Raw genomic sequence first — 18,770 nt, forward strand, 5'->3', positions numbered from 1 at the left:
GCGGTCAGCCGGCCAGCGCGAAGCCGGCCGCCGCCTCCGCGTGCAGCCGGGCGCTCGGCAACAACGGGATGGCGGTGTCCTTGTCGGTGATCAGCAGCTCGATCTCGGTGCAGCCGAGTATGACGGCCTCGGCGCCCTGGGCGGCCAGGCCGGCGATCGTCCGTACATAGGCGTCCCTGGACGAGGGCCGCAGCACCCCGCGCACCAGCTCCTCGAAGATCACCCGATGGACCAGCTCGCGCTCATCGCGGCCGGGGACGACCACCTCGAAGCCGTGCCCGGCCAGCCGGTCCCGGTAGAAGGACTCCTCCATGGTGAAGCGGGTGCCCAGCAGGCCGACCTTACGCATCCCCCTGGCGCTGACCTCGGCGCCCACGGCATCGGCGACGTGCAGCACGGGGACGCTCGCCGCCCGTTCCACCTCGTCGTTCACCCGGCTGAAGGTGTTGCTGCAGATAAGCAGCAGTTCGGCCCCCATGGCCTCCAGCCTGACGCCCGCGCCGGCGAGCAGCTCGCCCACCTCGTCCCACCGGCCGGCGAAGATGAGGTCTTCGACGGTCGTGTAGTCGACCGACCAGATCAGGCTGTTGGCGGAATGGCTGCCGCCGAGGCGCTCGCGCACCCGCTGATTGATGATCTGGTAGTAAATGACCGTCGATTCCCAGCTTAATCCGCCGATCAGACCGATAGTACGCATGGCTCTCCGTCCGTTACCGTCTCGGCAGGTTAGACGGAGCCCTTATTCATTTCGCAGACCAAAAACTGTCCATTCGGCCGACGCTGGCTGAGCACTTTTTGGTCAGGAAGCGATCTGTCAAATGGACCGTCAAGGACTCTACGGTGCTCCGGTCCAACGAAGGTCACTATCCGGGCAAAGGAAGTTCCCGTTGAAGAGCAAGAGCACCGGCGTGATGGGTATGTGCTGCTGGCCATGCTGGACGGTCGCACGCTCGCTCAGGAGGTACACCGCAGCGCAGCCGGTCGCAGGTCTGCCCTCGGATGAGTGCTGCTCCCGGGATGACCAGAAATTGAACAGTGAATGGTCTGGCAATCGATCGGCCGGACATCCAACACTCCCCGGGTTGGCTTTGGCGAGGAAGGTTGAACGATCATGACTGAACGCCTGCGCGTAGCTGTGCTGGCAGGCGGACCATCTGCGGAGCATGAGGTTTCGCTCCAGTCGGGGCAGGCGGTGCTCGACGCGCTGCCGAAGGAGCGGTACGAGCCCATGCCCGTCGTCATCGACCGGCAGGGCAGATGGTCGCTGGAGCTGCGCCGGGGCGTCGTGGACGTGGTCTTCCCCGTGTTGCACGGCCCGTACGGAGAGGACGGCGTCGTCCAGGGTCACCTGGAGACGCTGGGCCTGCCGTACGTGGGCTGCGGCGTCCTGGCCTCGGCCGTGGCGATGGACAAGACCGCGATGCGGCGGGCGTTCCTGGCGGACGGCATCCCGATCACCCCGCACGTCTGGTTCACCGAGCACGACTGGCGCACCACGACCGATCGATGGGGCCTGGTGAAGTCGCTCGACTGGCCGATGTACGTCAAACCGGCCAACATGGGCTCCTCCATCGGCATCTCCCGCGTCACCTCCATGGAGGAACTGCACACGGGCGTCGAGCTGGCCGTCGGCTACGACCGGGTGGTCGTCGTCGAGCAGGGCATCATCGCCCGCGAGCTGATCTGTGGCGTGCTCGGCGACCATGACACCCCCGATGCCTCGGTCACCGGCGAGCTCAATGTCCACGGCGACTGGCTCGACTACGAGGCGAAATACCTCAGCCACTCTGAAATCGCCACTATTCCCGCCGCGCTGCCCGAGCGGATCGCCGAGGAGGTGCGCGAGCTGTCCCTGCGCGCTTACCGGGCGATCGGCGGCTACGGCCTCGCCCGGGTGGACTTCCTCTACGAGGAGCACACAGGCAACCTGCACGTGCTGGAGATCAACACCATGCCTGGCTTCACCCCTCGTTCCGTCTATGCCAGGGCCTGGGAAGCCAGCGGGCTCTCGTACCCGGACCTGGTGGACCGTCTCATCAATCTGGCACTCGCGAGGAGCGGCGCGTGATCCCGATGACGCTGGCCGAGATCGCCCACGTCCTGGACGCGAGTCTGGAAGGCGTGCCCGACCCGGAGGCGCTGGTGACGGGGCCCTCGGCGGTCGATTCGCGCGAGGTGGCGCCTGGCGGCCTGTTCGCCGCGACGGTCGGCGTCCGGGTTGACGGTCACGACTACGCGGGCAAGGCCGTCGCCGGCGGCGCCGTGGCCGTGCTGGCTTCCCGCCCCGTCGGGGTGCCCGCGATCGTGCTGGACGACGTGCAGGCAGCACTCGGCGTGCTGGCCGGGCACGTGCTCGCACGTCTCGACTGCACGGTGATCGCCCTGACCGGCTCCGTGGGCAAGACCACGACCAAAGACCTGCTGGCCCAGATACTCGAACTGCGTGCGCCGACGGTCTCGACCGACCGCTCGTTCAACAACGAGCTCGGGCTGCCACTCACCGTGTTGCGGGCCGATCCCGGGACCCGGTACCTGGTGCTGGAGATGGGCGCGGGCAGGAAGGGTGACTTGGCGTACCTGACCGGGATCGCGCCACCGCAGGTGAGCCTGGTACTCAACGTCGGCGCCGCGCACGTGTCGCGCATAGGCGGCGGGCTGGCGGATGTGGCCGAGGCCAAGGGGGAGTTGGTGGAGGCGCTGACGCCCGATGGGTATGCGCTGCTCAACGCCGACGACCCGTACGTTGTGAGCATGGCGGCGCGCACCAAGGCCCGGATCGTGCTGTACGGCAGGTCGCCGGGCGCCAGTGTGCGGGCCGAGGAGGTATGCCTGGGCGACAGGGCCCGGCCCGCGTTCGACCTGGTCACACCCTCGGGTCGGGCCCGGGTCGCACTCGATCTCATCGGCGAGCACCAGGTGGCCAACGCGCTGGGCGCCGCCGCGGCCGCCGCCACGCTGGGGCTGTCCACCGACGAGATCGCCGCTGGGCTGAACGGGGCCAGGGGCCGCTCATCGGGCCGCTTCGAGATCACCGAGCGGCCCGACGGCGTCACCGTCGTCAACGACGCCTACAACGCCAACCCGGAATCCATGCGAGCCGGGCTGCACGCGTTCAGGGCATTGGCCGGTGGCCGCCGCACTATCGCGGTGCTCGGAGCGATGGGGCAGCAGGCCGACGCCTCGCGGGCGCGGCACGAGCAGGTGGGCCGGCTGGTGGCCGAGCTCGGCATCGACGTGCTGATCGCAGTCGGCGAAGGCGACCCACGGGCCATGGCACGAGAGGCGTCTGGCGCGGAGGTCGAGGTGCACGCAGTCGAGGACGTGGCCGGCGCTGTCAGGGTGGCCACTGAGCTGATCGCGCCGGGAGACGTGGTGTTCGTCAAGGCGTCCAGCGAGTACGGGCTGGGCGTCTGCGCGCGTGAGCTGGCCGCATATTGAGAGGCGTCACCTGCGGCAAAACGCGGCCGATCGAAGCTGTCTGTGTCCTGATCTTGCCTGCGATTTTGGTGGGGGCGAGCAATTCCGTTGCTAGGGACGAACGGCATGACCAGCCACCAGGCCGCCACACATTGGTGCTCTCACGACAAATCTCGGCATCCGTGCTCACGCATAAGCTCACGAGAAAAAACGAACTGGAAGCCCAGAAAACCGCCACGCTGGCCGCTGTCGCCGAGCTGGACATCGCCGACGAGGCTGAGCCCGGACGGCCCCAGCGCCGAGGACGCCGCGCTACTGGACGCCCTGCCCTATCTGCCCACGCTGCACGACGACAGCGACGAAGTAACCACGACCATCAGGCTCCCCGCCGACGAACTACCCCAGATCGCCCACGCGGCAGAAAGGATCACCGAAGTCATACCATCGACAAGAAACGCCTCCCAGACGGCAGGCGGAGCTTGTGTAGATGCTGTACGTGCCCCCGGTGCGACTCGAACGCACACTGGACGGATTTTGAGTCCGCTGCCTCTGCCGATTGGGCTACGGGGGCGGTGCGCACAGACTGTACTCGGCTGTGACCGCGTGGCGTCATCGGGGCTACCACGGAAACGCTGGTCGGGTCGCATCGACGCGTCGCTCACGGAACGTGGTGAACGCCATCTATCCGTGCCCGCCGTTGCCGGTAACCTCTGAGTAGCGGCACGCCGCGCCATCCGACCCGTCGATCGCCCAGGAGGACCCCGGTGACCGAAGCGGCTACCGAGGCCAACGGTGCTGTCACCGCGCCACAGCGCAGAGTGCTCGTTGCCGAAGATGAAGCGCTGATCAGGCTGGACCTCGTCGAGATGTTGCGTGAAGAGGGTTACCAGGTGGTCGGTGAGGCCGGTGACGGCGAAGAGGCGATCAAGCTCGCCACCGAGCTCGAGCCCGACCTGGTGATCCTCGACGTCAAGATGCCCAAGCTCGACGGTATCGAGGCGGCCGCCAAGATCACCGGTGACCGGGTGGCGCCGGTCGTCATCCTGACCGCCTTCAGCCAGCGCGAGCTCGTCGAGCGCGCCCGCGAGGCCGGCACCATGGCGTACCTGGTGAAGCCGTTCGCCAAGCGTGACCTCGTGCCCGCCATCGAGCTGGCCGTCAGCCGCTTCGCGGAGCTGCAGGCACTGGAGTCCGAGGTCGCCGGGCTGACCGACCGGCTCGAGACGCGCAAGGTGATCGACCGCGCCAAGGGGCTGCTGATGACCTCCCAGGGTCTCACCGAACCGGACGCCTTCCGCTGGATCCAGCGCACCGCGATGGACCGCCGGACCACGATGAAGGCGGTCGCCGAGGCCGTGATCGACGGCATAGGCCAGTAGCGCCCTTCAGTTTTGCGCCACAACTGGGGGTTGTGGTGGTGGCCGGAAAGCTGTTGGACGAGGGGTGCGCCGGCGCGGTTTGCTCTCGATGGCGGGCCGATCAGGCCCGGGGGACAACTGGAGGAACCATGCAGACCTCGCAGACTTCGCAAGCCCCGGCGGCGATCAAGGGCGTTGCCGCGGGAGTCCCGTTCGTGGCGCTTCCGCCGCGGAACGGCACCGGGCCCGCGCCACTCGTGATCACCTGGCACCTGATGGACCCGCCCTGCACCGAGGACGCGATGGCGGCCGCGCTGCCACTGGCCGACGTGCCGGCGTGGCGGGTCCACCTCGGCCTCCCGTTCTTCGGCAGCAGGATGCCGGAGGGCGGCTTCGAGGCGATCTTCGGCCTGGCCGCCGAGGACTACGTGCAGAAGCTCTTCGAGCCCGTCGTCACCCAGGCCGCCCGCGAGTTCCCCGCGGCACTGGCGGAACTCCGGACGAAACTATCCATTGCGGAGGGACCGGTGACCGTCGTGGGCGGTTCGGCGGGCGGTGCGGTCGCGCTGCTCCTCCTCGCGGAGACCGGTCTGGACCTCGGCGCGGCCGCGCTGATCAGCCCGGTCGTGCAGCTCGGCCCTGTGGTCGCCGCGGGCGAGCGCGAGCACGGCGTGATCTATCCCTGGACCGAGACTTCGCGTGCCGTGGCCGACCGGTTCGACTTCGTGCGGCGCGCCGGGGAACTTCCGGACGTCCCGCTGCTCGTGGTCTCGGGAGCGGACGACGACATCGCCTTCCGCGAGCCGGCGCGGCTGCTCTGCGAGCGACTCGGGGAGCGGGCGATGCTGGCGACGATCGAGGGCATGGGACACGGCATCGCCGAGCCGCCCGGCGTGGAACCCGCGCCACAGACACCGCAGGCGGCCGAGGTCGACACCCGTATCACCGGGTGGCTGCGGGGACAACCGGCCTGATCCCGTCCACGTCGGGCACCCAGGCGTGCTCTGGATCGTGCTCGCACCAGCCCTCCGCCCGGCTCACCCGGTCCAGCAGGGCCAGCAGCCCGCGGAGGGCGCGCCGCTCGGCACCCCGGCGCCACACCACCGACCACGGGTAGAGGGGCACCGGCTCGAACGGCAGCACCCGCAGCGTCAGGTCGTGCGGCAGATCCATGTCGGCGCCCACCAGCGTGACCCGCTGCCTGCCGTACCGCGCCTGCTCCAGCGTGTGCCGCAGGCCGTAACTCGTTCCGGTGAAATCGAGGGGCACGTCGAACGCTTGACCGAGCCGTTCGAGATAGCTCCGGAACTCGCCCGGGCCCCGCAGCGACGGCAGCCACAGCGCCTCCGTGCGGAGATCCGCCAGGCGAACCGCCTCGCCCGCGGCCAGCGGGTGCTCGGGTGGTAGGAGCGCCACCAGCGGTTCGAGCCGGACCAGCCGGTGCTCGACCTCGGCGGGCAGCGGCCGTCCGAGATCGCGCACGCGGCCGAACGCCACATCGATCTCGTCGGCCAGCAGCGCGTCGACCGCCGGCCCGAGCCCGCCCCGCGCGTCCCGCTCGACCCGGAGGACCGGATCGTGCTCGGCGAGACGGCGCAGCAGAAACGTCGGCGACAACCGGTGGTCGATCACGTCGAGCCGGAGCGGCCGGTCGTCACCGGGGTCCATCGCGGCGAGCGCCGCGTCGGCCACCCGCACGACTTCGCGCGCGTGCGGCAGGAACCGTTCGCCGTCGGCGGTCAGCTCGACGGCTCGGTTCGTCCGCAGGAACAGCGGCACGGACAGCGTGTCCTCGAGCCTCCGGATCCGTTTCGACAGCGCCTGCTGGGTCAGGTACAGCCGCTCCGCCGCCCGGCTGAAGTTCCGCAGCTCGGCGGTGACCACGAACGCGCGTACCTGCGCCAGGTCGAGATCCACGCCATCACGCTACGCGCCGGGCGGCTTGTCCCGGACGATGCAGGTGAGCCGGGCCGTGCAGGTCCGCCTGCCGGACTCGTCGGTGATGACGATCTCCGCGGTGATGGTGCCGCGGCCCACGTGCAGGGGGGTGGCCACGCCGGTCACGTACCCGGCCCGCACCGCGCGGTGATGCGTGCAGGACAGTTCGAGCCCCATCGCGGCGCGCCCGGCACCAGCGTTGAGCGCAGCCACCGTGGATCCCAGGGCCTCGGCCATGACCGCGTTGGCGCCGCCGTGCAGCAGCCCGTACGGCTGGAGGTTGCCCTCGACCGGCATCGTGCCCACGACTCGTCCGGGGCTCAGCTCGGTGAAGGACAGCCCCACCTTGCCGTTGAGTTGCTGGTCCGCGACCTGCGGATTGATGCCCGCCAGCTGCTCGCGGATCTCCGCTTCCGACACGTGCTCGGTCACTCACTGCTCCTAGTCCGGTACGACAGGCGGGACTGTCAGGGCCTCACCCTAGACTCGCTCCCGTGAGCCCGAACGAGAACATTTCCGTAGCCAACGACACACCCCGGCTGTTGCTCATCGACGGCCACTCGATGGCCTACCGGGCCTTCTTCGCCGTGCCCGCGGACCGGTTCCGCACGTCAACCGGCCAGGTGACGAACGCGGTGTTCGGGTTCACCTCGATGCTGATCAACCTGCTCCGTGACGAGCAGCCCACGCACCTGGCGGTGGCCTTCGACGTCTCGCGCCAGACCTTCCGCACGGAGACCTTCGCCGACTACAAGGCCAACCGCCTGGCCACGCCGGACGACTTCAAGGGCCAGGTCGACCTCATCAAGGACGTCCTCGAGGTCCTCGGGATCCCGGTGCTCATCAAGGAGGGCTTCGAGGCCGACGACATCATCGCGACCCTCACCACCCAGGCGTGCGGTATGGGCTGCCGGGTGCTGATCTGCACCGGTGACCGCGACGCGCTGCAGCTGGTCACCGACGACGTGACCGTCCTGTACCCGAGGAAGGGCGTGTCCGACCTGGTTCGCTTCGACCCGGCCGCGGTCGAGGAGAAGTACGGGCTCTCCCCGGTCCAGTACCCGGACTTCGCGGCGCTGCGCGGCGACCCCTCGGACAACCTTCCCGGCATCCCCGGGGTGGGCGAGAAGACGGCCGCGAAGTGGATCAAGCAGTTCGGCTCTCTCGGCGATCTCGTCGACCGGATCGACGAGGTCAAGGGCAAGGTCGGTGACGCCCTGCGCGCGCATGTCGACGCGGTACTGCTCAACCGCCAGCTCACCGAGCTGATCCGCGACGTGCCGCTGGAGACCGGCCCTGGTGACCTCGGCCTGCGGCCGTGGGACCGCGACGCGGTGCACCGGCTGTTCGACGACCTCGAGTTCCGGGTGCTGCGTGACCGCCTGTTCGCGACCCTCTCCAGCGCCGAGCCCGAGGCCGACGAGGGCTTCGACGTGCGCGGCGGGGCGCTGGAGCCGGGTGCGCTCGGCGGCTGGCTCGACCGGCATGCCGGTACCGGTGAGACCGTGGGCCTGGCGTTTCGCACCTCCGGGGCGTCGGTGCAGGCCGACCTGCTTTCGGTGACGCTCGCGGCTCCCGACGGTGAGGGCGCCTATCTCGACGTCACCGCGATGGACGAGGCGGACGAGAAGGCGTTCGCCGGCTGGCTCGCCGACCCGGGCGTTCGCAAGGTGGGCCACGCGTTGAAGGCGCCGCTGCACGCCATGCTGGCGCGCGGCTGGCGGGTTGCCGGCCTCACGCTGGACACCGAGCTGGCCGCCTACCTCGTGCGGCCGGGCCAGCGCTCGTTCGAGCTGGCGGACCTGGTGCTGCGCTACCTCAGCCGTGAGCTGCGCTCCGAGTCCGAGGGCGACGGCGGGCAGCTCTCCCTGCTGGACACCGACGACGCCGACACCAGGCTCGTGCAGGACGAGCTGGTGCGCGCCCGCGCGGTGGCGGAGCTGGCGGCCGCGCTGACCGAGGAGCTGAGCAAGATCGGCGGCGTGAAGCTGCTCGACGAGATCGAGCTGCCGTTGCTGCAGGTCATCACCGAGGTCGAGGCGGCGGGCATCGCGGTCGACGCCGAACAGCTGACCACGCTGGAGGCGCACTATGCGAGCCGCGTGAAGCAGGCCACCGACGACGCCTACCGCGTCATCGGCAAGCAGATCAACCTGGGCTCGCCCAAGCAGCTGCAGGTGGTGCTGTTCGACGAGCTCGGCATGCCGAAGACCAAGCGGACCAAGACCGGCTACACCACCGACGCCGAGGCGCTGCAGACGCTCTTCGAGAAGACCGAGCATCCGTTCCTGCAGCACCTGCTCGAACACCGCGACGCGACCCGGCTGCGGACCACGGTCGAGGGCCTGATCAAGTCGATCGCCGACGACGGTCGCATCCACACCACCCTGCACCAGACCATCGCCGCAACCGGGCGGCTGTCCTCAGTGGACCCCAACCTGCAGAACATCCCGATCCGGACGGACGAGGGCCGTCGCATCCGGGACGCCTTCGTCGTCGGCTCCGGCTACACCGAGCTGATGACCGCCGACTACAGCCAGATCGAGATGCGGATCATGGCTCACCTGTCCGCCGACGAGGCGCTGATCGAGTCGTTCCAGTCCGGCTTCGACTTCCACGCGGCGACGGCGGCGCGCGTGTTCGGCGTCGAGCCCACCGAGGTCACCGGTGCGCAGCGGGCCAAGATCAAGGCGATGAACTACGGGCTCGCCTACGGGCTGTCCGCCTACGGCCTCTCCCAGCAGCTGCGGATCTCCACCGAGGAGGCCAAGGGGCTGATGGACGAGTACTTCGCCGGATTCGGCGGGGTGCGCGACTACCTGCACAGCGTGGTCGACAAGGCTGCCAAGGACGGTTACACGGAGACGATCTTCGGTCGCCGCCGGTACCTGCCCGACCTCACCAGCGACAACCGGCAGCGCCGCGAGATGGCCGAGCGGATGGCCCTCAACGCGCCGATCCAGGGCAGCGCAGCCGACATCATCAAGGTCGCGATGATCGGCGTGCACCGGGCACTGGCCGAGTCGGAGTTGCGCAGTCGCGTGCTGCTCCAGGTGCACGACGAACTCGTGCTCGAGGTCGCCGATGCGGAGCATGCCGAGGTCGAGGCACTGGTGCGCAAGGAGATGGGGGCGGCCTACGAACTTGCCGTTCCGCTCGAGGTGTCGGTCGGCTTCGGCCACTCCTGGAACGAGGCCGCGCACTAGTGCCTCGTGAGTGTTGAACCGCGTTAGAACCCGCGTGCGCACTCACGAGGGTAAAAACGCCTGGACTGGGTAGGTTGTGAGCATGACCACCCGCAACGCGCTGATTCTGGCCGGCAGCGGGATGCTGAGCGAAGTTGCCCAGCTGCTCACCGCCGACGGCTGGCGGGTGGTGCTGCCGAGCAGGCGGTACAGCCCACTGCCGGTGGCGGATGAGCTCGTCGGTGCCGCATCCGCCCGGAAGGGCTTCTCGTCACGGGCCGGCGGCCGTGGCGAGGACGGCCGCGCCGTCTGGGTCGAGGCGGACTGGGACCGGCCGCAGGAACTGGTCGGCAAGGTGAAGAAGGCGCTCACGGAGCCGGCCGAGCTGCTGGTGGCGTGGGTGCACGAGTCCTACCGGCGGGCGGTGATCGGTGCGGTCGAACCACTGCTCGCTCGCGGGGCGCCGGTGGTGGAGGTGCGCACGGTCGCCGAGATGGGCTCGGTACCGGACGAGCCCGGGCGGATGCTCATCGGCCACCCCACCCAGCAGGTGCTGCTCGGCGCCGTGTCCGAGCAGAACCCGCCCCGGCCGCTCCGGCACGAGGAGATCGTCGACGGTGTCACGGTCGCGGTGCGGCGGGCACTCGAAGGCAGGCCCTCGTCGCTGCACCACGTCGGCCAGCGCCGGCCGGTGTCCGGCCACTGAGCGGTTGAGCAGCGGGCGCCTATCGCAGCAACGTGGCCGGGCGCACCTCCCAGACGGTCCACAGCGGCCGGTAGCCCTGCCGGTGCCAGAAGACCGAAGCCAGCGGGTTCGGCGGGTTGTAGTAGAGGTAGGTGCCGCGGACTCCGGCGCGGGAGAACTCCGCGTGCGTGGCGTTCAGCAGGGCTCGCCCGACACCGTGCCCGCGCACGTCCGGCTGCACGGCCACACTGTGCACGTAGCCCCACCGGCCCGCGGGCAGGACCGTGCCCAGCCAGTGGTCCGCGGTGGCATCGTGCAGGCCGCTGTCGACCACTCCGACCGGCCTGCCGCCGAGGTCGGCGAGCCAGATCGGCGCGTCGTCGGCAAGACGTCTCCGCAGCGCGGCGCGGCGCTGGTCGCACGTGCCCTGATCCGGCCGCGGCCGGAGGCCGCCCACGTTGGCCGAGTACTCGATCTCGGCGCGCTCGAGCCACAGGATGGCCTCGACGTCCGCCGGGCGGGCGGCGCGGACGGTCACCTCAGGATTGCCGGGCGCCGGCTGCGCGCCGGTCTCCGTCCGCACCCCGAGCGCGGTCAGCGGAGCCAGACCGTGGTCCAGCAGTGCGCGTGTGCCCTCCGCGTCCCGGCTCGGCCACGGCACCACGCACGAGGAGTCCTCGCCGGGCGACTCCCGGTCGAGCCTGGCCCGGAACGCGCGCAGCACGGCGTCCATGGCCACCGTGCCGTTCGCGCCGAGGATCGGCGTGAGCTCCCACACCTCCAGCGCCGACCACAGCGCCTCCAGCGAGCCGGGATCGGTGAAGCTGACCCGCAGCACGCCGGTCACCCGGCTACCGTCCGGCAGCGTCGCGACGAGCGTCTGCCCCTCCGGCGGCTCGGTCACCACCGGCAGCAATGGATCGATCGCGGCGAACCGGTCGGCCTGGGCCGCGACCAGATCCGTCCCCCTGTCCATGTCGTCTCCCCCTCCCCGTCGGCCGTCGGTCACCGCAGCGCCGCGGCCGGGCGCACCTCCCATGTCGTCCATAGTGGACGGTAGCCCTGCCGGTGCCAGAACACCGAGGCCAGGGCGTTGTGCGGACTGTAGAACAGGAACGTTCCGCGCGCGCCCCGAGCGAGCAGATCGCGGTGGACCACCGCCATCAGTGCCCTGCCGATCCCCGTCCCCCTGGCGGTGGCCGCGACCGACACGGTGCCGACCTGTCCCCACCTGCCCGCGGCGAGGCGGCGAGGCGCGGGCGCAGGCCGGCCGCACACGGCGAGCCCGGCCGCCACCCCGGTGGACTCGGCCAGCCACACCGGATCACCGGATTGCAGCGCCCGCCGCAGCTCGTTGCCGAGCCGCCCGGCGGCATCCTCCGGCACCCGGCCGGGTCCCACCAGGGCGGAGTAGCGCAGCTCGGCGAGCCACAGCTCCAGCAGTTCGCCGATGTCGGCCTCCGTCGCCGGCCGGACGGTCACCCCGGCCGCGGGCGCCGGAACCACCGGTTCGGGACCCCGGACGCCGAGCACCGTGTAGGGCACCAGGCCGTGGCCGAGCAGTGTCCGCGCGACCGGCATGTCCCGGCTGGGCCAGGTGACCACGCAGGCGGAGTCCGTACCGGGCGCCTCCTGGTCCAGCCGCCTGCGCAGGGCGGAGAGCAGCGCCGCCATGCCCGCGCCGCCGGTGTCACCGAGCAGCGGGGTGAGCTCCCAGCTTTCCCGCGCCCGCCACAGGCCGTCCCAGCCGTCGTGGCGTGCCCGGTAGAGCACGCCGGTCACCTCGCGGCCGTCGGCGAGCACCGCACCGAGGCGTTCGCCCTCCGGCACCTCGGGCACCGGCGGCAGCAGCGGATCGGCCGCGCCGGTCACGTGTCCTTCACGCAGCGGAAGATCGCCGTGCCCGGGAAGAACCTGCCCCGCAGCGGGCTCCACTGCCCCCAGTTGCGGGTGTGCCCCTCGGGCCATTCGGGCTCGACCAGGTCGACCAGGCGGAACCCGGCGGCGGCGAGCGCGCGCACGAAGTCGCCCAGCGTGCGGTGGTACTCGACGTAGGTCGCGGCGCCGGTGGCGTCCACCTCCACGTACGGCGTCCGGTCGAAGTACGGCTGCGTGACGGTGAGCCCGTGCGGGCCGGGATCGTCGGGAAACATCCAGCGCATCGGGTGGGTCACGGCGAACACCCAGCGCCCGCCGGGCCGCAGTACGCGCGCCACCTCGCCGAACACGGCGTCGAGGGAGGCGACGAAGGGCACCGCGCCGAACGCCGAGCATGCCGTGTCGAAGCTCGCGCCGGCCAGCGGCAGCCGCTCGGCGTCGGCCTGCAGCAGTGCCGGCCGCAGGCCGGTGCCCTCGTTGCCGGCGCGGGCGTGCCGCAGCATGCCGCCGGAGAGGTCGAAGGCGACCACCCTGGCACCCTGCGCGGTCAGCCAGCGCGCGCACGGCGCGGAACCGCACCCGACCTCGAGCACATCCGTACCCTCGACCGGGCCGAGCAGGCTGGCATCGGCCTCCAGGAGCCCTTCCGGGCACCAGAGGAAGTCGGCCTCGCCGAGGAACGGGCCGTGCTCGGCGAGGTAGTCGTCGGCGTCGGCGTCCCACCACGCCCGGTTGGCGGTGGTCGCCTCGGCCGCGGCCGCCTGGCGGTGGGCCACTCCGGCGGTGCCGAGCCGCTGCTCGGCGGTATCGTGGCGGTTGCTCGGAGAGGGTGCGGGCACAGCGGTATCCTTCCTGGCCGGAGGCCCCGCCGTCGTCGGCGGACCCGCGTTGTGGGGCAGCAGGGCAGCCGCGTAGGATAGTTGTCAGCGCAGTGGGTTCGCGCTGCCTTTCACTCAGCGGTGCACGTGCTGGGAACCGGGGTCGCGCACCTTGAGGTGACGCTCGCGGCCGTTCTTCGTGGACGCTTGCAAGGTGATCGCCTTGTCTCCCACGGCGCACGCAAACTGCACACCGACTCACACCAAGCCGTTACCGGAGCAACCCACCTAATGACCATCGACACCACCACCGCCCCGACTGCGCCGGCGCAGCAAGTCGCGATCAACGACATCGGGACGGAGGAAGACTTCCTCGCTGCCATCGACAAGACCATTAAGTACTTCAACGATGGCGACATCGTTGAAGGCACCATCGTCAAGGTCGATCGCGACGAAGTGCTGCTGGATATCGGGTACAAGACCGAGGGTGTCATCCCCTCGCGCGAGCTGTCCATCAAGCACGATGTCGACCCGGCAGAGGTTGTCGCCGTCGGTGACGCGGTGGAAGCCCTCGTTCTCCAGAAGGAGGACAAGGAAGGGCGCCTGATCCTGTCCAAGAAGCGCGCCCAGTACGAGCGCGCCTGGGGCACCATCGAGGAGCTCAAGGAGAAGGACGAGCCGGTCAGCGGCACCGTCATCGAGGTCGTCAAGGGCGGCCTCATCCTGGACATCGGCCTGCGCGGCTTCCTGCCCGCGTCGCTGGTCGAGATGCGCCGGGTCCGTGACCTGCAGCCCTACGTCGGACGCGAGCTCGAGGCGAAGATCATCGAGCTGGACAAGAACCGCAACAACGTGGTCCTGTCGCGCCGGGCCTACCTGGAGCAGACCCAGTCCGAGGTGCGCAGCGAGTTCCTCAACGCGCTGGCCAAGGGTCAGGTCCGCAAGGGTGTCGTCTCCTCGATCGTCAACTTCGGTGCGTTCGTGGACCTCGGCGGCGTCGACGGCCTGGTGCACGTCTCGGAGCTGTCCTGGAAGCACATCGACCACCCGAGCGAGGTCGTCGAGGTGGGCCAGGAGGTCACCGTCGAGGTGCTCGACGTCGACATGGACCGCGAGCGCGTGTCCCTGTCGCTGAAGGCCACCCAGGAAGACCCGTGGCGCCAGTTCGCCCGCACTCACGCGATCGGCCAGATCGTGCCGGGCAAGGTCACCAAGCTCGTCCCGTTCGGCGCGTTCGTCCGCGTCGAGGAGGGCATCGAGGGCCTGGTGCACATCTCCGAGCTGGCCGAGCGCCACGTGGAGATCCCGGAGCAGGTCGTGCAGGTCAACAGCGAGGTCATGGTCAAGGTCATCGACATCGACCTCGAGCGCAGGCGGATCTCGCTGTCGCTCAAGCAGGCCAACGAGGGCATGACCCCGGACACCGAGTTCGACCCGACTCAGTACGGCATGGCCGCCGAGTACGACGAGCAGGGCAACTACATCTACCCCGAGGGCTTCGACCCCGACACGCAGGAGTGGCAGGAAGGCTACGAGAAGCAGCGTGAGGAGTGGGAGAAGCAGTACGCGGAGGCCCACACCCGCTACGAGCAGCACATGAGGCAGATCGCGAAGGCCGCCGAGGCCGACGCGGCCGCCGCGGCGGACGCCGCTACCGGCACCACCAGCGGTGGTGGTGGCGGCGGTACCGAGGGTGCCGGCGAGCAGAGCTACACGTCGTCGGCCCAGTCCGAGCCGAGCCAGCGCAGCAGCGGTGGCACGCTCGCCAGCGACGAGCAGCTGGCGGCGCTGCGCGAGAAGCTCTCCGGCGGAGCGTGAGGTAGCAAGCACTGAACAAGCGGCGGCCCCGGTCCACACAGACCGGGGCCGCCGCTTCGTTTCGGCACTGGTTGCGTTGGACGCCCAATGTGGCGTTCGTTGCGTTGAACGCAACGAACGCCACATTGGGTGGCTCAGGTGGTGGCTGGTGCCCAGGCGCGCTCGTGGGCGGCAGCACGGGCCCGGCGGCGCAGGCCGGCGAGGCTGTGCTTGGCGGGAACCAGCAGCGCGGTCAGCCAGTTTCGCCGGTACTCGTCAAGCGCCACGGCGACCGGGCGATACATGACGCAGTGCACCAGGCCGGGCGTACCGAGCCGGTGCTTACCGACGTGTTTGCTGGCTGGCATCGTTCCTCCGAGTGGGCGATTGCCTTCGCCCGGCACCGTACGCAACTGAGGATCGAAACAGTAGTACTCACCCGGCGTGTCACACTAACTAGTTGCATTACGTTTTGGTTGATGCCTCAGAGTCAGCGTCCCGCTCCCGGGCTGGTTGAATTGCCGGCATGCTGCGAGTGGGGCTGACAGGCGGGATCGGGGCGGGAAAGTCGACCGTCGCCGTACGGCTGGCGGAGCACGGCGCCGTGCTGATCGACGCCGATCACATCGCCAGGGAGGTGGTGCGGCCGGGGGCCGACGGCCTGGCGGCGCTGGTCTCGGAGTTCGGTCCAGGGATCGTCAACCCGGACGGCACGCTCGACCGGGCCGCGCTCGCGGCGGAGGCGTTCGTCGACGAGGAGGCCCGCGGCCGGTTGAACGCCGTGCTGCATCCGCGGATCGGCGCCAGGACCGCGCAGCTGATGGCGGAGACGCCGCCGGACGCGATCATCGTGCACGACATCCCGCTGCTCGTGGAGGGCGGTCTCGCCCCGAACTACCACCTCGTTGTCGTGGTGGACGCCGACGAGGACGTGCGGGTGCGCCGCCTCGTCGAGTCCCGCGGCATGGCCGAGCACGACGCGCGGGCGCGGATCGCGGCGCAGGCGACCCCGGAACAGCGGCGCGCCGCCGCGGACGTGTGGCTCGACAACAGCCGCACGCGCGACGTCGTGCTCGCCGAGGTCGACGCCCTGTGGGCCGACCGGCTGGTGCCGTTCGAGGCGAACCTGCGACTGCGGAAGCCCCGGCCGCCCCGCTCACCCGTCATCACCGCCTACGACGAGACGTGGCCCGCGCAGGCGCGGCGGGCGCTGGACCGCGTTCGCGTGGCCACGGGAGACAAGGCGCTGCGGGCCGACCATATCGGCTCCACCGCCGTGCCGGGGCTGCACGCCAAGGACGTCCTCGACCTGCAGCTCACGGTGTCCACACTGGATGACGCGGATGTGCTGGCGGACGCGCTCTCCGATGCGGGGTTCCCGCGTGCGGAGGGGGAGTGGGCCGACGACCCGCAGGACGGCTCCGCTGAGCCGTGGGCCAAACGTTTCCACTTCGGGGCCGATCCGGGCCGGCCGGTCAACCTGCACGTGCGGGCCGCCGACGGCCCGGCGTGGCGGCTGGCGCTGCTGTTCCGTGACTGGCTACGGGCCAACCCCGGCGAGGTCGCCGCCTACACCGAGGTGAAGTACCGGCTGGCGCGCGCACATCAGGGGGACGGCACGGTGCTCGGCTACGCCGACGAGAAGCAGGAGTGGGTGAACGCGGGTTTCCGCCGCGCCGAGGAGTGGGCCGACAGGACCGGCTGGACTCCGTAGCGCTCATGGGATTCGTGAGTGCGTAACAGTGTTCTAACTCGCGTGCGCACTCACGAGAGGTTCAAGGACAGGCTGCTCAGAGCAGGCCGCGCCGGTAGGCGGCGGCGACCGCGGCGGCGCGGTCGTTGACGCCGAGCTTGGCGTAGATGTGCATCAGGTGGGTCTTCACCGTGGCCTCGCTGACGAACAGCCGCTTCGCCGCCTCGCGGTTGGCGCAGCCGCTCGCGATCAGCCCGAGTACCTCGAGTTCACGGCGGCTCAGCGGTTCGACGGCCGGGGCGCGCACCTGACCGACGAGCCGGCTCGCCACGGCGGGGGAGAGCACCGACTCACCGCGTGCGGCGGCCCGGACGCCACGGAAGAGCTCCGCCCGTGGCGAGTCCTTCAGCAGGTAGCCGGTCGCACCGGCCTCGATCGCCGGCAGTACGTCCGCGTCGGTGTCGTAAGTCGTGAGCACGAGTACGCGCGCCGGATTGCCGCGTCCGGCGAGGTCGGCGATGGCGGCGACCCCACCGGTTCCCGGCATGCGCAGGTCCATCAACACGACGTCCGGCCGCAGCTTCTCGGCCAGCAGCACGGCCTCGGCGCCGTCGGCCGCCTCACCGACGACCTCGAACCCGTGTTCCCCGGTGAAGACGCCACGCAAGCCGTCGCGCACGATGGGGTGGTCGTCGACGATCAGGACGGTGATCAAGGCTGCTCCCGCACGATGATGGCGGGCACGGTGGCCGAGATCGCCGTGCCTTCGCCCGGTTCGGACTCGACCGCGAGCGTTCCGGCGAGCCGCTGCACCCGGTGCCGCATTCCACGGAGCCCGAAGGCGCCGTTGCGAGTCGCCGCGTCAGGTTCGAAGCCGGCGCCGTCGTCGCGGACATCGAGCGTCACCTGGTCGTCCATGTACGACAGTGTGAGGCCGACTCTGCTCGCGCGCGCATGCCGCCCGACGTTCGCGAGTGCCTCCTGGGTGATGCGCAGCAGGGTCATCTCGACCTCGGGATGCAGCGGCAGGGGAGTACCGGTGGTGGTGAACTCGGCGGCCGTCCCGGTGAGGTTCGACCAGCGGTCGACGACGCCCGCCAGCGCGGCGGGCAGGCCCGCGTCCCCGAGAGCGGCCGGGCTCAGCGCGTGCACCGATCGCCGCGTCTCCGTGAGATTATCCCTCGCCAGTGCTGAGGCGGCGGCGAGGTGCCGTTCCCGCCCGGCCGGATCGTCGCCGGCCTGCCTGGCGGCCTCGATCTGGGTGATGATGCCGGTGAACCCCTGCGCGAGGGTGTCGTGGATCTCGCGGCTCAGCCGCTGCCGCTCGTCGAGCACGCCCGCCTCCCTCGCCTGTGTCAGCAGCTGGCGGTGGAGCCCGGCGTTCTCCTCCAGCGCCGCCTCGAGCCGGGACACTGCCACCCGCCGCTGCTCGTTCTGCTCGGCGAGCTTGCCCGACATCCTCGCGCCGAGGGCGATCGCCGCGGTCTGCACGATGACGATCACGAGGAACGGATAAGGCCAATCCCGTAGCACCTGGATCGGACCGCCGCTGCCCAGGCTGTTGATCAGCACGGATGTGCTGGCCAGCGCGAGCAGCATGACCGGCGGCGGGCGCAGCGGGATCGCGCGGAAAAAACCGCTGATCATGAATACCAGGAACACGATGTCCCTGCTCATGAGCACCGCGGCGATCGCAAGCAGCCCCGCGAACGAGACGGCCAGCCAGACCGGGGTCCGCAACCTCGCCGGTGGCAGCGTGTCGGTCAGCAGTACCCACATCGCCGCGACGGCGGCCAGGCCCAGCGTCGTCCACTGATGCTGCCAGGTGTCGCCGGTGTCCGCGATGCTGAGTGCCACGCTGATGCCGAGCAGCACGTGCGGCAGTGCGGTCTCCAGCCGGTGCAGCCACGGCTGCCAGGGCGAGCCCGCCTCGACCGGTAGGAGCGCCGACGGGGGCCGGTCGGGAGCACTGCTCATCGGCTCATTGTCCTCGCCGGTCAC

The 18,770-nt window shown here is 70.2% G+C and carries 17 protein-coding genes and 1 tRNA gene; 8 read left to right on the plus strand and 10 right to left on the minus strand.

Annotated elements, in window-relative coordinates:
- Positions 1–4 precede the first annotated feature (4 nt).
- A complete protein-coding gene (locus JAP66_RS26310; RefSeq protein WP_199434528.1) occupies positions 5–697 on the minus strand; it encodes an aspartate/glutamate racemase family protein in 693 nt (230 codons plus the stop codon).
- Between the two features lie 414 nt (positions 698–1,111).
- Between JAP66_RS26310 and JAP66_RS26315 the strand changes: the two genes are divergently transcribed.
- Both JAP66_RS26315 and JAP66_RS26320 read left to right on the plus strand, forming a co-directional pair.
- Positions 1,112–2,068, plus strand: a complete 957-nt coding sequence (locus tag JAP66_RS26315; protein ID WP_199434529.1) for a D-alanine--D-alanine ligase family protein — start codon at positions 1,112–1,114, stop codon at positions 2,066–2,068.
- 5 nt (positions 2,069–2,073) lie between these two features.
- Positions 2,074–3,438, plus strand: coding sequence for a UDP-N-acetylmuramoyl-tripeptide--D-alanyl-D-alanine ligase (locus JAP66_RS26320; RefSeq protein ID WP_210770670.1), 1,365 nt, complete (start codon positions 2,074–2,076; stop codon positions 3,436–3,438).
- A 476-nt stretch (positions 3,439–3,914) separates the two neighbouring features.
- Here the strand turns inward: JAP66_RS26320 and JAP66_RS26325 are convergent.
- Positions 3,915–3,988, minus strand: a tRNA-Leu gene (locus JAP66_RS26325).
- A 193-nt stretch (positions 3,989–4,181) separates the two neighbouring features.
- Between JAP66_RS26325 and JAP66_RS26330 the strand changes: the two genes are divergently transcribed.
- Complete coding sequence (locus JAP66_RS26330) at positions 4,182–4,796, plus strand: ANTAR domain-containing response regulator (RefSeq protein ID WP_199434531.1); 615 nt, start codon at positions 4,182–4,184, stop codon at positions 4,794–4,796.
- Positions 4,797–4,924: 128 nt separating this feature from the next.
- Positions 4,925–5,749 carry an alpha/beta hydrolase gene (locus JAP66_RS26335; protein WP_199434532.1) on the plus strand — a complete coding sequence of 275 codons (825 nt, stop codon included), beginning with the start codon at positions 4,925–4,927 and terminating at the stop codon, positions 5,747–5,749.
- Here JAP66_RS26335 and JAP66_RS26340 read toward each other — a convergent pair.
- Positions 5,718–6,692 (minus strand): LysR family transcriptional regulator, encoded by a 975-nt coding sequence (locus JAP66_RS26340; RefSeq protein WP_199434533.1) that lies wholly within the window; start codon positions 6,690–6,692, stop codon positions 5,718–5,720. The genes JAP66_RS26335 and JAP66_RS26340 overlap by 32 nt on opposite strands.
- A gap of 9 nt (positions 6,693–6,701) precedes the next feature.
- Complete coding sequence (locus JAP66_RS26345; protein WP_199434534.1) at positions 6,702–7,145, minus strand: PaaI family thioesterase; 444 nt, start codon at positions 7,143–7,145, stop codon at positions 6,702–6,704.
- 62 nt (positions 7,146–7,207) lie between these two features.
- On the opposite strand from JAP66_RS26345, the gene polA reads away from it, so the two are divergent.
- Complete coding sequence (polA, locus tag JAP66_RS26350) at positions 7,208–9,919, plus strand: DNA polymerase I (protein WP_199434535.1); 2,712 nt, start codon at positions 7,208–7,210, stop codon at positions 9,917–9,919.
- Positions 9,920–10,001: 82 nt separating this feature from the next.
- Positions 10,002–10,604 (plus strand): Rossmann-fold NAD(P)-binding domain-containing protein, encoded by a 603-nt coding sequence (locus JAP66_RS26355; RefSeq protein ID WP_235999493.1) that lies wholly within the window; start codon positions 10,002–10,004, stop codon positions 10,602–10,604.
- A gap of 19 nt (positions 10,605–10,623) precedes the next feature.
- Here JAP66_RS26355 and JAP66_RS26360 read toward each other — a convergent pair whose 3' ends face one another.
- Genes JAP66_RS26360 through JAP66_RS26370 form a run of 3 tightly spaced genes read right to left on the minus strand, consistent with a single transcriptional unit; the run spans position 10,624 to position 13,300 of the window.
- Positions 10,624–11,559 carry a GNAT family N-acetyltransferase gene (locus tag JAP66_RS26360; RefSeq protein ID WP_199434536.1) on the minus strand — a complete coding sequence of 312 codons (936 nt, stop codon included), beginning with the start codon at positions 11,557–11,559 and terminating at the stop codon, positions 10,624–10,626.
- Positions 11,560–11,588: 29 nt separating this feature from the next.
- Positions 11,589–12,455: a GNAT family N-acetyltransferase gene (locus JAP66_RS26365; RefSeq protein ID WP_199434537.1), complete on the minus strand. Its 867-nt coding sequence runs from the start codon at positions 12,453–12,455 to the stop codon at positions 11,589–11,591.
- On the minus strand, positions 12,452–13,300 hold the full coding sequence (locus JAP66_RS26370) for a class I SAM-dependent methyltransferase (protein ID WP_199434538.1): 849 nt from the start codon (positions 13,298–13,300) through the stop codon (positions 12,452–12,454). Before JAP66_RS26370 ends, JAP66_RS26365 begins: the two co-directional genes overlap by 4 nt.
- A 270-nt stretch (positions 13,301–13,570) precedes the next feature.
- Between JAP66_RS26370 and rpsA the strand changes: the two genes are divergently transcribed.
- Positions 13,571–15,097, plus strand: coding sequence for a 30S ribosomal protein S1 (gene rpsA / locus JAP66_RS26375; RefSeq protein WP_199434539.1), 1,527 nt, complete (start codon positions 13,571–13,573; stop codon positions 15,095–15,097).
- Between the two features lie 134 nt (positions 15,098–15,231).
- Here the strand turns inward: rpsA and JAP66_RS26380 are convergent, their stop codons facing one another.
- Positions 15,232–15,444: a hypothetical protein gene (locus JAP66_RS26380; RefSeq protein ID WP_199434540.1), complete on the minus strand. Its 213-nt coding sequence runs from the start codon at positions 15,442–15,444 to the stop codon at positions 15,232–15,234.
- A gap of 158 nt (positions 15,445–15,602) precedes the next feature.
- Between JAP66_RS26380 and coaE the strand changes: the two genes are divergently transcribed.
- Positions 15,603–16,790, plus strand: a complete 1,188-nt coding sequence (gene coaE, locus JAP66_RS26385; protein ID WP_199434541.1) for a dephospho-CoA kinase — start codon at positions 15,603–15,605, stop codon at positions 16,788–16,790.
- A gap of 76 nt (positions 16,791–16,866) precedes the next feature.
- Here the strand turns inward: coaE and JAP66_RS26390 are convergent, their stop codons facing one another.
- A complete protein-coding gene (locus JAP66_RS26390; protein ID WP_199434542.1) occupies positions 16,867–17,484 on the minus strand; it encodes a response regulator in 618 nt (205 codons plus the stop codon).
- Positions 17,481–18,746: a sensor histidine kinase gene (locus tag JAP66_RS26395; protein ID WP_199434543.1), complete on the minus strand. Its 1,266-nt coding sequence runs from the start codon at positions 18,744–18,746 to the stop codon at positions 17,481–17,483. The genes JAP66_RS26390 and JAP66_RS26395 overlap by 4 nt, the downstream gene beginning before the upstream one ends.
- Positions 18,747–18,770 lie beyond the last annotated feature (24 nt).

It is taken from the genome of Qaidamihabitans albus (genome assembly GCF_016464705.1).
In the GTDB taxonomy this organism is placed as follows: domain Bacteria; phylum Actinomycetota; class Actinomycetes; order Mycobacteriales; family Pseudonocardiaceae; genus Qaidamihabitans; species Qaidamihabitans albus.

Excerpts from the sequence above, each read along its gene's own strand:
- JAP66_RS26310 (WP_199434528.1), bottom strand. The coding sequence starts at position 697 with ATGCGTACTATCGGTCTGATCGGCGGATTAAGCTGGGAATCGACGGTC.
- JAP66_RS26335 (WP_199434532.1), top strand. The coding sequence starts at position 4,925 with ATGCAGACCTCGCAGACTTCGCAAGCCCCGGCGGCGATCAAGGGCGTT.
- JAP66_RS26380 (WP_199434540.1), bottom strand. The coding sequence starts at position 15,444 with ATGCCAGCCAGCAAACACGTCGGTAAGCACCGGCTCGGTACGCCCGGC.
- coaE (WP_199434541.1), top strand. The coding sequence starts at position 15,603 with ATGCTGCGAGTGGGGCTGACAGGCGGGATCGGGGCGGGAAAGTCGACC.
- JAP66_RS26315 (WP_199434529.1), top strand. The coding sequence starts at position 1,112 with ATGACTGAACGCCTGCGCGTAGCTGTGCTGGCAGGCGGACCATCTGCG.
- JAP66_RS26320 (WP_210770670.1), top strand. The coding sequence starts at position 2,074 with ATGACGCTGGCCGAGATCGCCCACGTCCTGGACGCGAGTCTGGAAGGC.
- JAP66_RS26395 (WP_199434543.1), bottom strand. The coding sequence starts at position 18,746 with ATGAGCAGTGCTCCCGACCGGCCCCCGTCGGCGCTCCTACCGGTCGAG.
- rpsA (WP_199434539.1), top strand. The coding sequence starts at position 13,571 with ATGACCATCGACACCACCACCGCCCCGACTGCGCCGGCGCAGCAAGTC.
- JAP66_RS26355 (WP_235999493.1), top strand. The coding sequence starts at position 10,002 with ATGACCACCCGCAACGCGCTGATTCTGGCCGGCAGCGGGATGCTGAGC.
- JAP66_RS26360 (WP_199434536.1), bottom strand. The coding sequence starts at position 11,559 with ATGGACAGGGGGACGGATCTGGTCGCGGCCCAGGCCGACCGGTTCGCC.